This is a genomic window from Paenibacillus sp. sgz302148 (assembly GCF_056120465.1).
On the sequence record NZ_JBVYOJ010000016.1, the window covers coordinates 74,830 to 92,604 of the forward strand.

General features: G+C 52.2%; 17 protein-coding genes and 1 riboswitch. Of the genes, 7 read left to right on the plus strand and 10 right to left on the minus strand.

Features of this window, described 5'->3' with window-relative positions; genetic code table 11:
• Positions 1 to 139: 139 nt before the first annotated feature.
• Positions 140 to 1,081 carry a DUF5050 domain-containing protein gene (locus AC0LWM_RS22565; RefSeq protein WP_474677251.1) on the minus strand — a complete coding sequence of 314 codons (942 nt, stop codon included), beginning with the start codon at positions 1,079 to 1,081 and terminating at the stop codon, positions 140 to 142.
• Positions 1,082 to 1,265: 184 nt separating this feature from the next.
• Here AC0LWM_RS22565 and AC0LWM_RS22570 point away from each other — a divergent pair, with 184 nt between their 5' ends.
• Positions 1,266 to 2,495: a multidrug effflux MFS transporter gene (locus tag AC0LWM_RS22570; RefSeq protein WP_474677252.1), complete on the plus strand. Its 1,230-nt coding sequence runs from the start codon at positions 1,266 to 1,268 to the stop codon at positions 2,493 to 2,495.
• A gap of 262 nt (positions 2,496 to 2,757) precedes the next feature.
• Here the strand turns inward: AC0LWM_RS22570 and AC0LWM_RS22575 are convergent, their stop codons facing one another.
• Complete coding sequence (locus AC0LWM_RS22575; RefSeq protein ID WP_474677253.1) at positions 2,758 to 3,525, minus strand: exodeoxyribonuclease III; 768 nt, start codon at positions 3,523 to 3,525, stop codon at positions 2,758 to 2,760.
• Between the two features lie 255 nt (positions 3,526 to 3,780).
• Between AC0LWM_RS22575 and AC0LWM_RS22580 the strand changes: the two genes are divergently transcribed.
• Entirely contained in the window at positions 3,781 to 4,230 is a 450-nt protein-coding gene (locus AC0LWM_RS22580; protein WP_474677254.1) for a MarR family winged helix-turn-helix transcriptional regulator, read from the plus strand.
• Positions 4,231 to 4,557: 327 nt separating this feature from the next.
• Positions 4,558 to 5,367, plus strand: a complete 810-nt coding sequence (locus AC0LWM_RS22585; protein WP_474677255.1) for an NAD(P)H-binding protein — start codon at positions 4,558 to 4,560, stop codon at positions 5,365 to 5,367.
• Between the two features lie 131 nt (positions 5,368 to 5,498).
• On the opposite strand, the gene AC0LWM_RS22590 is transcribed toward AC0LWM_RS22585, so the two are convergent.
• From AC0LWM_RS22590 to AC0LWM_RS22605, 4 genes are all read right to left on the minus strand, one after another.
• A complete protein-coding gene (locus tag AC0LWM_RS22590) occupies positions 5,499 to 5,822 on the minus strand; it encodes a 2Fe-2S iron-sulfur cluster-binding protein (protein WP_474677256.1) in 324 nt (107 codons plus the stop codon).
• 286 nt (positions 5,823 to 6,108) lie between these two features.
• A complete protein-coding gene (locus AC0LWM_RS22595) occupies positions 6,109 to 6,633 on the minus strand; it encodes a DUF420 domain-containing protein (protein ID WP_474677257.1) in 525 nt (174 codons plus the stop codon).
• Between the two features lie 496 nt (positions 6,634 to 7,129).
• The gene (locus tag AC0LWM_RS22600) at positions 7,130 to 7,795 is read right to left on the minus strand and encodes a Fic family protein (RefSeq protein WP_474677258.1); all 666 of its coding nucleotides are present in this window, start codon (positions 7,793 to 7,795) and stop codon (positions 7,130 to 7,132) included.
• Positions 7,796 to 7,929: 134 nt separating this feature from the next.
• Complete coding sequence (locus AC0LWM_RS22605) at positions 7,930 to 8,247, minus strand: MFS transporter (RefSeq protein WP_474677259.1); 318 nt, start codon at positions 8,245 to 8,247, stop codon at positions 7,930 to 7,932.
• A gap of 173 nt (positions 8,248 to 8,420) precedes the next feature.
• Here AC0LWM_RS22605 and AC0LWM_RS22610 point away from each other — a divergent pair, with 173 nt between their 5' ends.
• Positions 8,421 to 9,179 (plus strand): alpha/beta fold hydrolase, encoded by a 759-nt coding sequence (locus tag AC0LWM_RS22610; RefSeq protein ID WP_474677260.1) that lies wholly within the window; start codon positions 8,421 to 8,423, stop codon positions 9,177 to 9,179.
• Position 9,180: 1 nt separating this feature from the next.
• On the opposite strand, the gene AC0LWM_RS22615 is transcribed toward AC0LWM_RS22610, so the two are convergent.
• Complete coding sequence (locus AC0LWM_RS22615) at positions 9,181 to 9,960, minus strand: SDR family oxidoreductase (RefSeq protein ID WP_474677261.1); 780 nt, start codon at positions 9,958 to 9,960, stop codon at positions 9,181 to 9,183.
• A gap of 156 nt (positions 9,961 to 10,116) precedes the next feature.
• Positions 10,117 to 10,197: riboswitch (ZMP/ZTP riboswitch) on the plus strand.
• Positions 10,198 to 10,265: 68 nt separating this feature from the next.
• Here AC0LWM_RS22615 and AC0LWM_RS22620 point away from each other — a divergent pair.
• Positions 10,266 to 11,126, plus strand: a complete 861-nt coding sequence (locus tag AC0LWM_RS22620) for a bifunctional 5,10-methylenetetrahydrofolate dehydrogenase/5,10-methenyltetrahydrofolate cyclohydrolase (protein WP_474677262.1) — start codon at positions 10,266 to 10,268, stop codon at positions 11,124 to 11,126.
• 132 nt (positions 11,127 to 11,258) lie between these two features.
• On the opposite strand, the gene AC0LWM_RS22625 is transcribed toward AC0LWM_RS22620, so the two are convergent.
• From AC0LWM_RS22625 to AC0LWM_RS22635, 3 genes are all read right to left on the minus strand, one after another.
• Positions 11,259 to 12,221: an RNA polymerase sigma factor gene (locus tag AC0LWM_RS22625; RefSeq protein WP_474677263.1), complete on the minus strand. Its 963-nt coding sequence runs from the start codon at positions 12,219 to 12,221 to the stop codon at positions 11,259 to 11,261.
• A 102-nt stretch (positions 12,222 to 12,323) separates the two neighbouring features.
• Positions 12,324 to 13,124 (minus strand): class I SAM-dependent methyltransferase, encoded by an 801-nt coding sequence (locus AC0LWM_RS22630; protein ID WP_474677264.1) that lies wholly within the window; start codon positions 13,122 to 13,124, stop codon positions 12,324 to 12,326.
• A gap of 107 nt (positions 13,125 to 13,231) precedes the next feature.
• On the minus strand, positions 13,232 to 14,053 hold the full coding sequence (locus tag AC0LWM_RS22635) for an MBL fold metallo-hydrolase (RefSeq protein ID WP_474677265.1): 822 nt from the start codon (positions 14,051 to 14,053) through the stop codon (positions 13,232 to 13,234).
• 152 nt (positions 14,054 to 14,205) lie between these two features.
• Here AC0LWM_RS22635 and AC0LWM_RS22640 point away from each other — a divergent pair, with 152 nt between their 5' ends.
• Complete coding sequence (locus tag AC0LWM_RS22640) at positions 14,206 to 16,032, plus strand: ABC transporter ATP-binding protein (protein WP_474677266.1); 1,827 nt, start codon at positions 14,206 to 14,208, stop codon at positions 16,030 to 16,032.
• The gene (locus AC0LWM_RS22645) at positions 16,007 to 17,758 is read left to right on the plus strand and encodes an ABC transporter ATP-binding protein (RefSeq protein WP_474677267.1); all 1,752 of its coding nucleotides are present in this window, start codon (positions 16,007 to 16,009) and stop codon (positions 17,756 to 17,758) included. The genes AC0LWM_RS22640 and AC0LWM_RS22645 overlap by 26 nt, the downstream gene beginning before the upstream one ends.
• Positions 17,759 to 17,775: the final 17 nt, after the last annotated feature.

Sequence of the window (17,775 nt, forward strand, 5' to 3'; positions counted from 1 at the left end):
TAAACCTCCAAGTAACACCGTTTCTCATTGTATTCTATAGCTGTTCTCCAAACAACGTCAATCCATGCAAGAAGACCGTTCCTTCGCGAAGAGAATGCTTGGGAACGGTCTTTCCTACGTTAACGATCAAACCCGTGAATTATTTAGCGGGTTTAGCGATTTTGCCTTCTGCCGTAACGGTATATATTCTGCTCGCTGCATCCCGGTATACGAAAGAAGAATCGAGCAGACCGATGAACCGGTCCGACTCGCCCAGCGTGGCAAGGGCTTTTCTCGTTTTGCCGTCGCGCTTGATTTTCATAAGCGTCAGCATGGCGGGCTTGCCGTCTTTAGCGAAGGTTTGCTCCTCGTAATAAAACCAGGAATTGATGTAGGCAACCGGGCGGATGGCCGCTTTGGTTGGGATCGCTACTTTGTTTTTGCCGGTCACATCAACAAGATAACCCGTGGAGGTATTTCCGGAAAACTCGGAGTAGTACAGCACGTCGCCGAACAGCTTGTAGCCTTCATAGGGATCAACATCGCCTTTGGAAATGACGGTTTTGCCTGTTCCGTCGAGCTTGGAACGATACAAGGCGCCGTTCTCTACGAAAAACATCGTGCCTTTGGAAATCGTATAAGACCAGTTTTTCATTTGCTTCAAGACGCGCTTGGCTCCTGTGCCGTCCAGCTTCATCGTCCATAGCTCATTTTCATAATTATCGTTATAAGCGCCGTAATAAAGCGTTTGCCCGTCGTAAACGATACGCGAAGCTTTGTTTCCTTTCGTCAGCTCTTGCTTGCCGGAGCCGTCCTTCTTCATGCGAACGATATTGCCCGCGACAACATCGCTGTCCGGATCCTGGGTCAAAAAATAAATCCAATCGCCGATAACGGTCATATTGCTGGCGTCACTTGGATACAATCGTTTCGTCGGGTTCGTTTTGCCGTCGATGGCCGTGACGTTAACCCCTATCCAATCTTTGTCTTCGTAGCTGCCTGACCAGACGACGGACTTGCTCGCCGGGGCGGCCGCCATGGCCGGAATGCTGCCGGCGAGAAGCGCAATCGCCATGACAAACGTAAACATCTTTTTTTTCATCCTAGTTCTCCTTCTGTCGTTAATAGAGTCCATACTATATTAATTAATATAATTTGGTAAATCAATACAATCGGGGAAAATGATTTATTCCGAAATGCAACGGGATCCGGCTTGCCGATGATAGAGTCGTTTGGTAGAATGTACAGCATTGCAAACCAAATAAACGGAAGGATTAACGAAACTTATGCATGAATCACATTCGATTGCCCAGCCGGCTCCTCGAACGAGCCGGTTGTGGATGGTTATCATCTTGGGTTCGCTCGCGGCATTTGGGCCGCTATCCATGGATATGTATTTACCGGCGCTGCCTGCGCTAGCCGACGAACTGCATGCCACGACATCGGTGACGCAGTTGAGTCTCACCGCGTGTTTGCTCGGGTTGGCATTAGGCCAATTGCTTGCCGGGCCGATTAGCGACGTGCGCGGGCGGCGGGTGCCGCTAATCGTTGGTGTCGCTTTATACGCCGTCGTCTCGTTATTATGCGTATTTTCCCCGAGTATCTGGGTATTTATCGTCTTGCGGTTTGTTCAAGGGCTGGCCGGCGCGGCCGGTATCGTCATTTCGCGGGCGAGCGTGCGCGATATGTATTCGGGTGTCGAGCTGACGAAATTTTTTGCGCTGCTTATGCTGGTGAACGGAGCGGCTCCGATCCTGGCGCCGATTGTCGGTGCCGAGGTGCTGGAATTTACGTCTTGGCGGGGCGTGTTCACCTTACTGAGCGTAATTGGGGCGATCATGCTGATTGGCGTCGTATTCGGAATGAAAGAAACGCTGCCCGTACAGCGCCGTTCCCGCGGCGGCATTCGCAACACGGTCGCGACGTTCGGAAGGCTCGTCAAGGATTCGATGTTCATGGGCTACGCGCTAACTCAAGGCTTCATCATGGCGGCCATGTTCGCCTACATCTCCGGCTCGCCGTTCGTACTGCAGGGGTTGTTCGGCGTTTCGCCGCGCATGTACAGCTTGATCTTCGGCCTCAACGGCGCGGGCATTATTATTGCCGGACAGATTGCCGGACGGCTGGCTGGACGGGTCAACGACCGCAAGCTGCTGGGTTCGGGCCTTGCGATGTCCTGCAGCGGGGGAGCGCTGCTGCTGCTCGCCGGCTTGTTCCAGTGGGGGCTGGTCGCGGTCATTCCAGCGTTCTTCCTCGTCGTTTCGAGTGTAGGGATCATCTCCACGACAACAACGTCGCTGGCGCTGCAAAGCCAAGGGCAAAACGCAGGCACCGCCTCGGCCATGCTCGGCATGCTGTCGTTTGTCATTGGCAGCGCGGCTGCTCCCCTCGTCGGCATCGGCGGCGAGCAAACGATGATCCCGCTTGCGATCGTGATGGCGGCGTTAGTGCTCGTGGCTGTGGCGTGTTTTGTCGTCATCGCCAGGCCGAAGGCGGCATCGAAGGCTTCGTCATGAAACAGCGGATCGAACGTATCACATGGAAATAAAAAAGGACAGCCGCGAAGCTGTCCTTTTTTCGTTATAGGGCTGATAGATCCGTACACAGTACGGTGACATCTATGTTGATAAACCGGATAGATCCGTGCAAGTACGACGGTATATATGTCGGTAAACCGGATAGATCCGTATACGGCACGATGCTTATTTGTTGAAAAGCTCGCTTCACAGTAGAAGTTAAAACAACTGCAGTTTCATAAGCTCAAAAATGGACTCGCAGCTATTCCGACTTTTCGTCCGCAAGGGTTAACACGACAGGGCAATGGTCGCTCCCCAAGATATGACTGTCGATTTCGGCGCCGGCCAACCGGTCGCTTAGTCTGGAAGAGGCGAGGAAATAGTCGATACGCCAGCCGACGTTCCGCTCCCGCACCTTCGGCATGTTCGACCACCAGCTGAACGCATCGGTGCGATCCGGGTAGAAATGGCGGAACGTATCGATAAAGCCGGATTCCAGCAGCACCGTCATTTTCTCGCGTTCCTCGTCCGTAAACCCGGAGTTGCCGCGGTTGGACTTCGCGTTCTTGATATCGATCTCCTGGTGGGCGACGTTCAAGTCGCCGCAAACGACGACCGGCTTCTTCGCGTCCAGTTCCAGCAAATATTTGCGAAACCGATCCTCCCATTCCATTCTGTACTCCAGTCTCGACAAATCGCGCTTGGCGTTCGGCGTATATACCGTGACGAGGTAGAAGGAGTCGAATTCCAGCGTAATGATCCGGCCTTCGGGTTCGGAATCTTCCTCCATGCCGTAACGTACCGACAGCGGCTTTACTTTGGTGAAGACGGCGGTTCCGGAATATCCTTTTTTCTCGGCATAATTCCAGTATTGCTCGTACTCTTCGCCCAAATCGAGCTCGATTTGCCCCTCCTGCAGCTTCGTCTCTTGCAGGCAGAACATATCGGCGCCCTTTTCCTTGAAATAGTCGAGAAATCCTTTGTTGACGCATGCTCTCAGGCCGTTCACGTTCCAGGATACAAGCTTCATGTTGTAACTCTCCTCGCACTCTTTTATCGTGCCTACTATTGTATCATAGATTGCGTGCTGTTCGTTCGGGATTATGGAGGTCATGGCTCATGCTTCTTGCAGCTCATGCTAGATTGAGGGGGACGTAAGTTAAGTGGCAGAAAAAACGGCAGGGGCCTGGAGGAGAAGATGGAATAGTTCCGAGTTGACAGGAACAAGAGCGTGCGTTACATTGATAGTAGTTAAGTATTTAACTAAATGGAGCGGAAGCGGAAGATGAACGATATTCAAACGTATGTAACCCGGCAGCCGCTTGAGGTGCAGGCTTTTTTCGCCTTGGTAGACACCACCGCGGCGTTGATTGGCGTTTCGGAGAAGTATTGGCATACCCAGGGGCTGAACGGGGCGCGGATTCGGCTGCTTGTCGAAATCGCCAAAGCCGGCGGCTCGATGCTGCCATCCGCATTGGCTGGCGTGATCGGTGTGACGAAAGCCAATATTAGCGTGCTGCTAGGTCCGTTAGAGCAGCTTGGATACATTCGGACCCAAGGCGATCCCGAAGATGGGCGGAGGCGAAGGATCGTGCTGCTGCCGGAAGGGGAGAAGCTGCTGCATGACGTATTGCCGGGCAATAGGGCGGTCGTCGCCGAGCAGATGAACAAGCTGAGCGAAGAGGAAATAAAGCAGTTGATGACATTGGTCGGAAAGCTGCGTGAAGGAATTTGAGGCCGAGACGGTCCTTGTTGGGAGCTGACGAGCGATGGATGAGCTTCTAGCGTGCCATAAGCGTTCGATCAAGGCATGAGTGATGCGGAGCAGCACGGGAAGAGGGCCGTATCTTCGGCCTTGATGCAAGAAGGCTGGGGTGACCGGTTTGGCAGCGGTTGTTATTTTTGCATGCAAGTAACGCAATAGTAGATACGACATAGGTTCGGCGACGAGGCGCGAGTAAAAACTGCTAATAAATTTAGACTTAACACGGCGCAAGCCGCTATTTTTTTAACGTATATAGTTAAATATTTAACTAGTTTTCATGAGGAGAGGGAGTGTAACATGAAAATCGTCATAACGGGTGCTACAGGAAATTTGGGGAGATTGGTTATACGGCAGCTTCTGTATCGAATGCCTGCGGAGCAAATCATTTTGAGTGTTCGTAGGCCGGAGGCTGCTGAAGCATGGGAAAGAGAGGGAATGGAGGTCCGATACGGCGACTACGATGCCCCTGAATCGTTGGCGTCTGCGTTCTGCGGAGCGGCAAAGCTGCTGCTCATCTCTTCCCCGCATGCCGACGATGCCGTTCGGCTTCGGCAGCATGCCGCGGCGATAGATGCTGCGCAGCGAGTGGGAATACGACATCTCGTTTACACGAGCATTGCGTACGCGGAGAAAGGGCGGCTGCCGCTGCATCGCCTTCATCTGGAGACGGAACAATTGATTCGCGGATCGAAGCTGCAGTATACGATTTTGCGAAATGCGTATTACAACGATATCGTCAAGTTCCTCGGCGTTCGAGAGGCGGTCGCGAGCGGCGTGCTGCTTAGTCCTCCCGGAGAGTGGCTATTCAATACGGCTTCCCGGGAAGACCTGGCGGCGGCGGCAGCCGTTGTCCTGCCGGAAGAAGGGCACGCCGGTCGTGTATATGAATTGACGGCCTTAAGGGCCTGGAAGCTAGAGGAGCTTGCACGCGCACTGACGGACGTTACCGGACGGCGCGTTGTTCACCGTACCGATCCGGCGCTGGTGAGCGATATTTACCGCTTGCTGCCTTTATCGGATATGGCGAGCGTCTCGCCGGATCTGGCGCGGCTAGCCGGGAGACCGCTGCACTCGTTGCACGACGAGATACGTGGCATGTTCTTCTAAGCCGTGCTGGAATGGAATGGATCGACTGACGGCAGATGGCTCCGTGACATATGCCCATAAAAAAAGCCACGCCGTGCAGCTCTTGCGAGGTGCGACAGCGTGGCTGAGCCTGAAGGCCGGTCCGCGATTGATTAGTCCTGCGGCCGATTGCCCGGCTCCAAGCCGGATGACGATACCGTCATTACCGGTTTCACCGTAAGATCGTTATGTACTCGAATTTGGCACGATAAGCGGATGTTCGGTTCAGTTATGCCTTTGGCTTGCAGAAGAGCGGCTTCCGTTTCGCCTACAGGACCGGCGTCCCCGTCCAGCACTTCAACCCGGCATGTGGTGCATTTGGCGTTGCCGCCGCAGCGGTGCAAAATGTCCACCCCGTTGTCCTCCAAGGCGAGCACAAGTTTTTTTCCCTCTTCAACGGCATATGAGCCTTTTCCTTCAACTTGGATCGTCGGCATAATGAACATCTCCCATTCCTATTTAGTAGCTGCATGAACCAGTCGTTTGGCATGCGCAATCTCACTAATCATACTATCCAAAATCCCGATCTGTAAACCGGGCGTCATGGGCCAGCGCTAGCTTGTTCGCTAGACTCAACCGTTTGCCGGAAGGTTTTGAAGCTGAATTTCGAGTAGAATAAAAAACCACGACCGGACGGTCGTGGGCAGCATGCAAGCAAGCAAGCAACATGCATCAAGCAGGCTACAGGCACATGCAGCATGCATTAGGCATAAAGCAACAGATTCAATAATATGGCGAGATCAGCACGTACACGAGAACACCGGTGAAGCTGACGTACAGCCAAATCGGCATCGTCCAGCGGGCAATTTTGCGATGACGCTCAATCTTCATGCTAAGGCCGCGGGCCATCGTAATGAGTGCAAGCGGAACGTTCACGATCGCAAGCAGCACATGCGTGATCAGGACGAAGAAATAAATATATTTAAGCACCGTGCTGCCGCCGAATTTTGTAGGCTCGGTCAGGAAATGGTAGGTGACGTAAGAGACGAGGAACAGCGCCGTTGTCGTGAAGGCGGCATAAATCCATTTGCGGTGCAACGGGATATTTCGCTTTTTGACGGCAAACAAAGCCAGAAGCAAAAAAATAAAAGTAAAGCAATTGAAAATGGCGTTCAACAGCGGAAGAATGGTCACGTCGAAACCGACGGATCCCTCGTATTTGGGCATGAAGAATAACAGGGCGATTACCCCGATCAGAACGATCGAGAAAATCGTGATGACCGTTGTGAAGCTGCGTGGCTGGCTCATGAGTTGCCTCCTTGTCGTATCGTATGAGTAGGTGGATGACGCTACTCTTAGAATAGACACTCCGGATGTGCGAAACAACCTGTAATGCGGTCGATCTGTTACAGTTCGATGACATGTGGCCTTTGGGCAACGACTTCACAAAGAACAACGACACGAACTGGCAGTAAAAGTTCGAGTGACTGGGACGTGCAAAAGGCATCGGACTGTACTGGTCGTCGATGCCTGCCCAGCGACGATAGCCTACATGTTCTCATGTTGCTGGGTTCGTAAACGGACAAAATTGCACCCAGTACAACAATTCGCAATTTTAGCAGTCGGTTTCGCCGTATTGTTGTACCGAACGCAACATTTTAAGCTTTAAAGGTGCTCAATAGTTCAAAATCCTGTACGTAGTACAACATTTGCTAAGAAATAGGTCATTCAATTTAAAGAAGTTGTAGCACGTGCAATATTTTCGGTTGATCGCGAATCGGCTAACAATGCACGAGATCCGAGCTTAGATCCAGTGTTCCGCAGATCCTTCGACCGGCTCGTAGTAGCAGGCATATTTTTGTTTGATAAGCGAGCGCATGAGGCCTTTCTCGACTAAATCTTGGAGCCACTTGCGAGCAGTTCGGAAATTAACGCCGTAACGATCAATGATGTCTTTGGGCCGAATTGGCTTCCCAAGACTCCAAGCGAGTCGGAGCACGTCTTTTTCGAATAGCGAGAGGTGCAGAGTAGACGCACCGCGTATTAGATAAGGACTTAGAACCAGTTGCAGCAGCATCTGGCATACATCGGGACGTTTATGTACATCGTCGAAGGAGAAATGGATCATTTTCCACCCAGTCCCCGTAAGAAAAGTATCGCGATTCAACGCATAGCTGAATTTTTCACGGTCCATGTCTTTAATATGGCTCTGAAATCCATCGCATTCTAACCCAAATCGTCCATATGGGGGAAGGAACGCGAAATCCAGAAACTGTGATTTTCGGTTCCAATCATAAACCTCATATTCCGGATGAAGATAATCAAGGTTTCCGAAGATGGGCCACCAAACGTTCTGCAGCAGCAGTTTTTCGGCGAATTGATGTCCCCGCAGTAGCCGCCCTTTACGCTCACCGGTGCGAAGGGCAAGGTGGCGCTCGAGAAATTGTTGATGCGCTTGTTCAAAATCCATCGGCAGTCCTCCTTCAAATACAAAAAGAACGTCCATATGCCAATGCGGCAACTAAGGACGTTCTTCGTCTGAAACGAGTATATCATGTAGTTAAGATATTTTCATATAAGAACTGAAAAATGAAGCCTTCATGACTATACCGTTTCCCGGCGAAGAAGCGCGCCGCTGATCGTCCAGATCGTGCGTGGGACGTTTAGACAATCGGTTAAGGCGCCGCCGATCAGCGGGCCCATGATCATGCCGACCGCATGGAACATGTTGAACAAGGCGAACACGCCGTCATAAGCGCCAACTTGGGAGCCGTCGTCAACGACTGCGCTGAGCGACGGCAAAGTAGGCGACAGAGCGAAGCCGATGCTGGTGCCGGCCCCGATCATGGCGCAAGTCTGCTGCCAAGCCGTTGACGACAAGGCGATTAAAGGTAGTGAGAAGAGACAGCCGATGCTGATCACGCTCCTAGCTGTTTATGTTCGTATAATTCCCCGCGGTAGAGGAGAAGTCGGTATAACCGTGGAACTGATATATCTATATCTTGCACTTACTAAACAATGCACAAAGATCAATGTGAGACGTCAAGGCAAGAACGCATAATCACCGCGAAACCAGGCTAAGAGAGGGGAATCACATGCCATACGTGCGATTTAACGATCTGGAGATGTTTTATGAAAAAATGGGTGTCGGCGAGCCGGTACTGTTTCTGCACAGCGGATATTCGAGGGGGATACTGGCTTTTGCATCGCAACTGCTTGATTTTCAGCGCCAGTATACCTGTTACTTTCCTGACTTCCGGGGACATGGGCGAACGCGCTGCGAGAGCTTGGAGTGGAGTACGCCGCAGTTGGCCAAGGACATGAAGCTGTTCATGGATGAGCTCGGCATCGCCAGAGCGCATGTGATTGGGTACAGCCTTGGAGCGAGCGTGGGGATGTATTTGGCGGTGAACGATCCGGACAAAGTCGCGTCGCTGACCACGATCGGGCATAGCGGTTTTGCCGACCCGACGGGAGTGGAGGAATTCGAGCCGGAATGGCTGATCCGCCATGAGAAGCACGCCGTGATCGAATCGATGCTGGAGCGGCACGAGGAAGCGCACCGCGGCGATTGGCAGGAATTTATGCGGCAAAGCGCGCTGGATTGGCGATTGTATCCGCAGCTCACGGCCGAGCAGATCAGCGAAATCCGCTGTCCGGCTTTGTTTATGGCGGGCCAGCACGATCCCTTCGCAAGCGAGGGGAAGCTGCGGTATTTAAGCTCGCTCGTTCCGGGCTCTCGTTACGTGGTCGTGCCGAACGGCAGCCACAGGCCGCATATGCAGCGCGAAAGCCCTGTCTATGTAAACGATACGATTCTCGAGTTTTTGGCTTCGCGGCCGCGACTGCAGTGAACTACCTTCCGGTGAAGCCGCCCTCCGAATGAAGGACCTGCCCCGTAATCCATTGGGACTCGTCGCTTGCCAGGAAAGTGATCAGCTTGGCCGCGTCTTCCGGCAAGCCGATTCGCCCCATCGGGAACTGCGGAAGCAGAAACGCCTTGATGTCTTCATTCATCCAACCCGTATCTGTTGGTCCGGGATCGATGGAATTCACCGTAATGCCAAGCGGGGCCAGCCCGACGGATATCGGCTCGGTCCAGGCGATAACGGCCCCTTTGGTTGCAATATAGGCTAGATTGTTAGAATCAGGACCTTTCGAAACCAAGTTGATGATTCTTCCCACTGCCCGACCTGCAAGCTCTTCCTCGAATCTTCGGGCAAACTCCGTGCTCAACAGAATCGTTCCGCGCACATTGACGGCATAATGCTTGTCAAGCAATGCGCTATCCAGTTCACGAAAACCGCCCGGTGCGCAATAGGTCGCGTTGTTGATTAGAATTGAAGCGGGTCCGAGCGTTTGTTCGACCCGGTTCAATATGGCGGCTGGCGTATGCGGGTCCGACAAATCGGCTTCCATGCAATCCGCACGAACGCCGTAGGCTCGCAGTTCTTCTTCTAGCAGTTCGGGCCATTCGGGGTCTGCGCCGTTGCCTTCAAGCTCATCAAACATACCCCAGTGGGTAAAAAAGATATCCGCCCCGTTTCTAGCCAATGCGCGGCAAATCGCTGTACCGATTCCACCCCGGCGGCTTGCGCCGGTGACGATTGCTATTTTGCCTCGTAAATTTGTCATGGGTTCCTCCTTAGCCGAAGAGCGCGATGTCGTAAATATATACATTTTTTCAATAAACGAAGCTTATTTCAAAGTAAATATTGAATATATTGGATCTTTCATCGTCTCCCGTCATATTGAGAATTTCCACGCGATTCCGTATAATTAAACTAAATAACGACGGTGTGTGACTGGCGGAACATGGGGTAACCATGAGGGAGCACATCCAATATCGAGCCGTACGCCTGGGCAGAGGTAGGGGGAAAATCACCCCTGCCTCTTTATGTTTTTACGACCGATTCTCGATGAAGAAGGAGATGGATGACATGAAAACAGAACAGCTAATTTTGGACGGCACCCGGGTAGCGCAGCAGATCAAGGATGAATTGGCGGTGAGAGTGGGGAAGCTGGCGGAGCAAGGGGTAACGCCGTGTCTGGCGACGATTCTCGTCGGTGAAGATCCTGCTTCCGAAACTTATGTGCGGATGAAAGGAAATGCGTGCAGGCGGCTCGGCATCGACTCCAGGCGGATTCACCTCGAGCAGGGCACCACGACGGAGCAGCTTATCGCGGTCATTCGCGAGCTGAATGAAGATCCGCAGGTTCACGGCATCCTGCTGCAACACCCGGTTCCCGAGCATATCGATGAACGGGCAGCATTCGAAGCGATAGCCATCGATAAAGACGTCGACGGCGTAACGATGCTGGGTTTTGCTCAAAATACTTTTGGTGTCGCCGCTTATCCTTCCTGCACACCTGCCGCGATTATCGCGATTCTGGATTATTACAACATCCCGATTGCGGGCAAACATGCCGTCGTCGTCGGACGGAGCCCGATTCTCGGCAAACCCGTATCGATGATGCTGCTGAACCGCAATGCAACCGTCACGATTTGCCACTCCCGAACGGCCAATCTGGATCAAGTTGTCGACACCGGCGATATTGTCGTGGCAGCTGTCGGCAAGCCGAAGCTCATACAAGGGAGCTGGCTCCGTGAAGGTGCCGTCGTCATGGACGCGGGCTACAACGAGGGCAACATCGGCGATGTCGATTACGAAGCATGCCTTGCGCGGGCGAGTGCGATTACTCCGGTGCCTGCGGGCGTAGGGCCGGTGACGATTGCCACCCTGCTAAAGCATACGGTGGACGCGGCGGAGAAATCGGTCATCAGTCGAACGAAACAATAACGTTAATGAACAAAAGCCGGCTCGAAAAAGAGCCGGTTTTTTGTTGGCAATATAGACACCTTCCGGCAGCGTGTATTTGGGCCTTATACAGTATAAATAATTTAGGATGTTAAAAAAGTCCGCACGCGATACTTAATAGAGCCACGGTTGTTCGAAGCATGCCCGAGTTTCCGAATCAATAGGGATCCGCAGTTGTTTAGAAATCTCCGTCATGACTTCCCGGCAGAAAAAGTAGCTTGTATCCAGCACCACTTCGTCATTTTCGAACTCAACGATTTGCGCGCTCCACAGTGTTTCTTGGTTGTCTCGCTCAGCGATAAGGATGACTGCGGGTTTTTCCCATAAAAGAAATAATTGCGCGCGGAAAGATTCAGGATATTCCGACCAAATCATCGAGTGCTTAATGTGATCCCAGCCCCGACCCATTCCTGTATTGAGAATGCGGATTTCGGCATGCTCCGCGTATAGATTCTTCAATGTCTTCGTATCTCTCTGATGAAATGCTTCCACATAGCGGGTCAGAATTGGTGATACAATATTTATTGCAGTTGTATTTTGGGGGACCTCTTTCGGTTCATTAACGTAACGCAATGCTCTGAGCTTGGCTCTGCCTCTCGCCAATAATGCATGTACGGCGCCTTCCGTAGTCATTAACATTTCCGCGACTTCGCTTCCGGAAAAATCAAAAACTTCTATCAGCAACATAACAACAACTTGCCGCGAGGGAAGGTATTTTATAAGTATCTCCATGGCTTCAAGTACTTGCAGACGATAATCCTGGTTTTCCTCAATCGGTGTACTTGCATCCACCAGAGAGTCGCCAAAAATCAATCGATTTTTCCTTTGCCGGTCAATCCAAGTATTCGTTGCGATTCGGAACAGATACGATTTTGGCATGACTTGCTGTCGAATCTGGCCCAATGCGGCAAACGCCTTCAACAACGTATCTTGCAGCAGATCTTCCGCATCCCATGGGTTACCGGTTAAGTGCAAGCAATATCTCCATAAGGCCGGTCGATATTCCTCGGCAGATTGACTGAATGCCGCGTACAGTTTCCTAGCTTCTAATCCGATTTCATCAAAGTTCGGATGCATTCACTTCTTCCTTCCATGAAATTTATCTTGATACGATATAGACGGATAAACTTACCGCTTCTATACGCTCAATGAAAAATTTCTTTCGATCGCGCCTCCAAATCATTTTACGGCATGAATCGATAACCACTGCGGCAGTGCCGCCAAAGGATTCAGCTGCCAATTGCACAAATCGTCTAGCTCTTGCTGGGACAGCGGAGCCGCATCGTCCTTGGACTCATCGACCCAAAAAGAACCGTCCGCGGCATACATTTCTTCCATATGCGCAACGCTTAGATTCGATGAGATCATAGCGTTCATAATATCCTGAATACGCCACTTGAAAGTAGGGATGTCCCCAAAAGGCCCCGTTGCGTCATACGGCTTCACGATATTGATTTGGCCGGTGGCCTGCGTACCGAATGGACGCATAAAAGGGTGAATGTCGAACATGATGCAGGAACCGTCATTTTTAAGAATTCGATGGATGTTGCTATACATGGATTGCAAATCGTAGATCCAAACATGAACACCGTTTGAAGTATATACAAAATCATATTCGTTGCTTCTGACGCTGCTTAACTTCATTGTATCTTCGCAAAGGAACTCGATATCCCATCCGTGTTTGCGGGCGATGACGGAGCTGTTTTCCAACTGTTTTTCCGAAATGTCGCAAGACGTAACTCGCGCCCCCATTAAATGAAAGGCGAATACGGCATGATTGTCTCCGCTTGAAGGAACACAAATGCGTTTCCCGCGAAAATCCGGCAACGCCTTCTTGATCATGGAATACGTCACAGGATGAAAAGCCGATTCAGGCTGATCGATGATTTTGGAAATCGCTTCTTCCGTTCGGTACCGTAGGTACCACGTTTCGGACCATTGGTTCCAATTTTGCTTCATGATGGACAAATGATTATCCATTTGATTCCCGCCTCCTAAAACCCACATTGCAGTGCATTACTTTTCCATTGTCCTGGACATAGCCGCATCATAGAAAGGGGGAAATCGATTTAAATTGAACCTTATACTCAATCCGGTATACCAAGCTCTTTTTTTACCAAAGATATGTTCAATTCATGATAGCTTTTAACATTCCGCAAAAACGGCTGATCGCGAATGAGTTGCTGCGCTTGGTCTTCATCGTTACGCAAAAGCGCATCTCTCAGATCGCGAATATATTGAAAAGATCTATTGCAACGATTCCTCATCTCTTGCAAATCGTCGGTTGCTTGTCCATGGCCGGGGATCAACAGTTCCACCCGGTAACGGTCGAGCAAATCCTTCGCTTTATGCAGCGTTTGTTCGTATTCGGTGCTGCTGTGGAATATATAAGGGAACTCCACATTCGAAAGATAGTCTCCGGCGATAAATGCCCCGATAGGTTCGACAATGGTAAATAAACCTTCGTAAATATGTCCCGGGGATTTATAAAAGGTTAAGCAGGTCCCCCCGACGACCAGTTTTTGTCCATCCTCATGAACCGCGATATCGATATCGGGATACGCAATGTCGTAATCCCTTTGAATATAATACTTGTCGTCAAAAGCACGAATTTGCTCGAGAACGGCTTCTTTCTCGGGATTTTCGGCAAATTCCCGGCTAGCGATCGTGGTTACGTTATGGAACGCTTTATATCCAATGATGTGGTCCCAATCCGAGTGGGTGAATAAGAGATAGACGGGCAGTTCCTTTTTTATCTGATCCACATAGTTCCGAATGTTGATGACTTCATGGGGCAACCAAGTCGGATCGACGACTAACACCAAATCCGGTGTCTCGATAACAGTGGACGTAGTTTGATAAAGCGCACTTTGAAAAACGGTAATTTGATTGTTCTTGTATTGAATCATCGGGATCCCCTTCATCTGCTATTATAGTTACTTCTGAACTCAGTATAACGCTTTTAAGCAGGTCACTCACAAGCTTATATAAACAGCTATACAGGAATATAACGTGACGGTAAAATATAACAATATCGAATCGAACCAAGAGGAGGAATGGAATGCAGACCGATGTACCGATAAAAAATAAAACAAAAGCAGCATCCCCCGAAAAAGAGAGAAAAAGGTTGTTTCGCGTTTACCTTTGGACCCTCTCGTACTTGAAGCCGTACCGATCGACGCTTACGCTGCTCGTCGCTGCCATGGCGGCCGTGTCCGCCGCCGAGCTGCTCATTCCGAAGTTCATTCAATATTTCATCGATACGATCGTTCCTGACGGTGATATGGCGGCTTTCTACGGCATGTTCGGCGCGATTACGGCTCTGCTCGTCCTGCTTATTGTCGCGCAAGCCGGGGACAACGTGTTCCGGCGTCAGCTTTCGGAGCGTACGGCAAGGGATTTACAGTACGATATTTTCCGCCACCTTCGGAAGCTCGGGTTTGCTTATGCGGAGCGACATCCCGTCGGGGAGACGCTATCGTTCCTCAATACGGAGGTTACGGCCGTTCAGAACATGTACCGCCATAGCTTTCCGTGGCTTTTGAATGGAATCGTATTTTCCGTCTTATCGGTCGGGCTCATGATCTCGACAAGCCCTTCGCTGTCGCTGCTTGTGCTGCCGAGTTTTTTGCTGTATTACGTGTTCGGGCCTAAGTTGGAACGGAAAGCGACTTTGTCCGGCAAACAAATGGCGGACGATCGGATCGGCGAAAACCGCAAAGTGTATGAAAGCGTCTCCGCGCAATCCGAGCTGCGCGCTTACGGAGCGGGGAAGTGGGACTCGGACCGGTACGCGGAAATGGTCGATAAGCACAACCGAAGCATGATTCGAACGTATTGGTACGCTTACTGGCGCGGAACGAACCGGCGGCTGACGTACAACCTTGGCGGTGTTTTCATTTTCATCTACGGGTTTTACCTGATCGGTCAGGCCAGCTTGACCGTGGGCGAGTTCGTTTCGTTCCTGCTATATTATTTCACCGCGATGCACCGGCTGACGGCCGTGGTCACCAATATTACGGAGCAGCGGGTGTTGATGCATCAGGCGGAACGGCTGTACGATTTTATGCGGCAGAAGCCGGATGTCGTCGAGCCGGAGCATCCGGAGGAGCTGAAGCAGGTTCGGGGCGAGCTGCGATTTCTCAACGTTTCGTTTGCTTATTCACCGGAGCAGCCGGTATTGCAAGATTTTGATTTGATCGTTCCTGCAGGGAAACGCGTTGCGCTCGTCGGTACAAGCGGGAGCGGCAAATCGACGGCGCTCAAGCTGGCGGGCCGTTTCTATGACCCGGCTCAGGGAGAGGTTCTGCTCGACGGAGTGCCGGTTCATCGGTTAACGTTCGATGCGCTGCGCCATTCCTTCGGTTATGTTTTTCAGGAAACGTACTTGTTTGGCGCTTCGGTACGGGAAAATATCCGGTTCGGGAAGCCGGACGCAACGGATGAAGAAGTCGAGCACGCGGCCAAAGCGGCTTGCATACACGACTTTATTATGGAGCTGCCGGATGGGTATGACACGGCCGTGGGCGAGCGTGGCGTCAAACTGTCGGGAGGCCAGAAGCAGCGCGTGGCGATTGCCCGGATGTTCATTAAGAATCCGACAGTCATCCTGCTCGATGAAGCGACCTCGGCGCTTGACAACGTAAGCGAATCCGGAGTCCAGCAGGCGCTGGAACAGTTGATGGAAGGAAGGACGATTTTGGCTGTCGCCCATCGGTTATCGACGATACAGGATTTTGATCTGATTGTCGTCATGGATCAAGGATCCGTCGCGGAATCCGGAACTTATGAAGAGCTCATGGCGCGGCAGGGGCTTTTTTACCGGTTGTCGGCGGGGGCGCATGCGGGGAAGGAGGACGGTCATGTCCAATATGTCGAACAGGTCTAACTTGCGCTGGGTTATCGGCTGCCTGTTACGGGTCAAAGGATGGGTCGCTCTCGCGGTCGTGCTGATGACGGCGGAAATGCTGCTCAATACGGCGGCCATATGGCTGAATCAGCAGATGATCGATGATGTGCTGCTTGGCGGAAAGCGGGATCGTTTTATGGACGTGCTGATCCCGATTATGATCGCTTATGCGCTCTACTCGGTTCTGTTTACGCTTGGGCCGCATACGATTCACCATACGGTCGCGCGGCTGCGCAAATGGCTGTCGGGGCAGCTGATGAGCCGGATGTACCGGATTCCGGTCGGAGAACTTCAGAAGGAGCGGACGGCCAGTTATGTGTACCATTTTACGAATGATTTGTACCAAACGGCCGATTTGGTCGGCAGCGACATTCCGCGCCTAGCGCAGCAGCTCGCCGGAGCGGTCGCCATCATTTGGGTTATGGGAACGGCCAGCCCCGTGCTGCTTGCCATCGTAGCGGCGCTTGGCGTGATGTACATCGCCCTCGGGAAACGTTTCGCCGCCGCCCGGAAGCAGGCAGCCGGTGCCGTGAGCCGAAGCAGGTCGAATTTGCTGGTCCATCTGGAAGAAGGCGTTTCCTCGACGCGCGAGGTTCTCGCCTTCCGCCGTCAGGCTTGGGAAGAGAAGCGCTACAGGTCGCTCTTCCAAAGCTACTACGACAGCGTGATGGCCGAATCGAATTTGATCATCAAACAGCTGTTCTTGAGCGATCCGCTCAAGTGGCTCGCGACGCTAGCCGTTCTTTTCTACGGCGGCCTGCTTGTGTTGAAGGGAGACATGTCGCTCGGCTATTTTGTCGTCACGTTCCAATTTGTTTCCCGGCTTATGGATTCTTTGAATTATTTGTACAACAGCTTTATGGGGCTCGCGGGCAGGATGGCGGCGGTTGAACGGCTTCGCGGCGTTCTGGATGGCCCGTCTGCGGAGGAAGGAACGGTGCGGTTAACCGATCCGGTGCACGACCTGCGTCTCGAAGATGTGACGTTCCGTTACGGAAAGAGCGGGGAGCAAGTGCTTTCGGGGATTACGATGGACTTGCCGGTCGGCCGCAAGCTGGCCATTGTCGGGACGAGCGGAGGCGGGAAATCGACCATTGCCAGCCTGCTGGTACGGTTTTTCGAGCCGGATGAAGGTGAAATTTATATAAACGGCGGGCCGCTTCGCGGCATTGTGCGGAACGATTGGGCGCAAAAAGTGACCGTCGTGTTCCAGGATCCTTATTTGTTCCCGGAATCGATCCGTACGAACTTGCTTCTCGGATTAGAAGACGTTACCGAGGAACGGATGATCGACGTCTGCCAAGCGATGCGCATTCACGACTTTATCGCCAGCCTGCCGGACGGCTATGGAACGATCATCGGCGAGCGAGGCATTACCCTTTCGGGTGGCCAGCGGCAGCGGCTTGCGCTTGCGCGGGCGATGCTTCGCGATCCGGAAATCCTCATTCTCGACGAAGCGACGTCATCGCTCGATATGCAGACGGAGCGCGAGATTCAGCGGGAGCTGGACGAGCGGCGGCGCGGCAGGACGACGATCATCATCGCCCACCGGCTGTCGACGATCCGCAACGCGGATGTCATCTATGTGCTCGACCGGGGACATGTCGCTGAGCAGGGGACTCATGAGGCGCTGATGTCCCAGCCCTCGGTGTACAGCAGTCTCGTGCTGAAGCAGAGCGCGGAGGAAGCGGGAATCGGGGCGTAGCGTGAACGAACGATCGG

Coding starts and splice junctions, on each gene's coding strand:
- AC0LWM_RS22565 (WP_474677251.1), bottom strand. CDS start 1,081: ATGAAAAAAAAGATGTTTACGTTTGTCATGGCGATTGCGCTTCTCGCC.
- AC0LWM_RS22570 (WP_474677252.1), top strand. CDS start 1,266: ATGCATGAATCACATTCGATTGCCCAGCCGGCTCCTCGAACGAGCCGG.
- AC0LWM_RS22575 (WP_474677253.1), bottom strand. CDS start 3,525: ATGAAGCTTGTATCCTGGAACGTGAACGGCCTGAGAGCATGCGTCAAC.
- AC0LWM_RS22580 (WP_474677254.1), top strand. CDS start 3,781: ATGAACGATATTCAAACGTATGTAACCCGGCAGCCGCTTGAGGTGCAG.
- AC0LWM_RS22585 (WP_474677255.1), top strand. CDS start 4,558: ATGAAAATCGTCATAACGGGTGCTACAGGAAATTTGGGGAGATTGGTT.
- AC0LWM_RS22590 (WP_474677256.1), bottom strand. CDS start 5,822: ATGCCGACGATCCAAGTTGAAGGAAAAGGCTCATATGCCGTTGAAGAG.
- AC0LWM_RS22595 (WP_474677257.1), bottom strand. CDS start 6,633: ATGAGCCAGCCACGCAGCTTCACAACGGTCATCACGATTTTCTCGATC.
- AC0LWM_RS22600 (WP_474677258.1), bottom strand. CDS start 7,795: ATGGATTTTGAACAAGCGCATCAACAATTTCTCGAGCGCCACCTTGCC.
- AC0LWM_RS22610 (WP_474677260.1), top strand. CDS start 8,421: ATGCCATACGTGCGATTTAACGATCTGGAGATGTTTTATGAAAAAATG.
- AC0LWM_RS22615 (WP_474677261.1), bottom strand. CDS start 9,960: ATGACAAATTTACGAGGCAAAATAGCAATCGTCACCGGCGCAAGCCGC.
- AC0LWM_RS22620 (WP_474677262.1), top strand. CDS start 10,266: ATGAAAACAGAACAGCTAATTTTGGACGGCACCCGGGTAGCGCAGCAG.
- AC0LWM_RS22625 (WP_474677263.1), bottom strand. CDS start 12,221: ATGCATCCGAACTTTGATGAAATCGGATTAGAAGCTAGGAAACTGTAC.
- AC0LWM_RS22630 (WP_474677264.1), bottom strand. CDS start 13,124: ATGGATAATCATTTGTCCATCATGAAGCAAAATTGGAACCAATGGTCC.
- AC0LWM_RS22635 (WP_474677265.1), bottom strand. CDS start 14,053: ATGATTCAATACAAGAACAATCAAATTACCGTTTTTCAAAGTGCGCTT.
- AC0LWM_RS22640 (WP_474677266.1), top strand. CDS start 14,206: ATGCAGACCGATGTACCGATAAAAAATAAAACAAAAGCAGCATCCCCC.
- AC0LWM_RS22645 (WP_474677267.1), top strand. CDS start 16,007: ATGTCCAATATGTCGAACAGGTCTAACTTGCGCTGGGTTATCGGCTGC.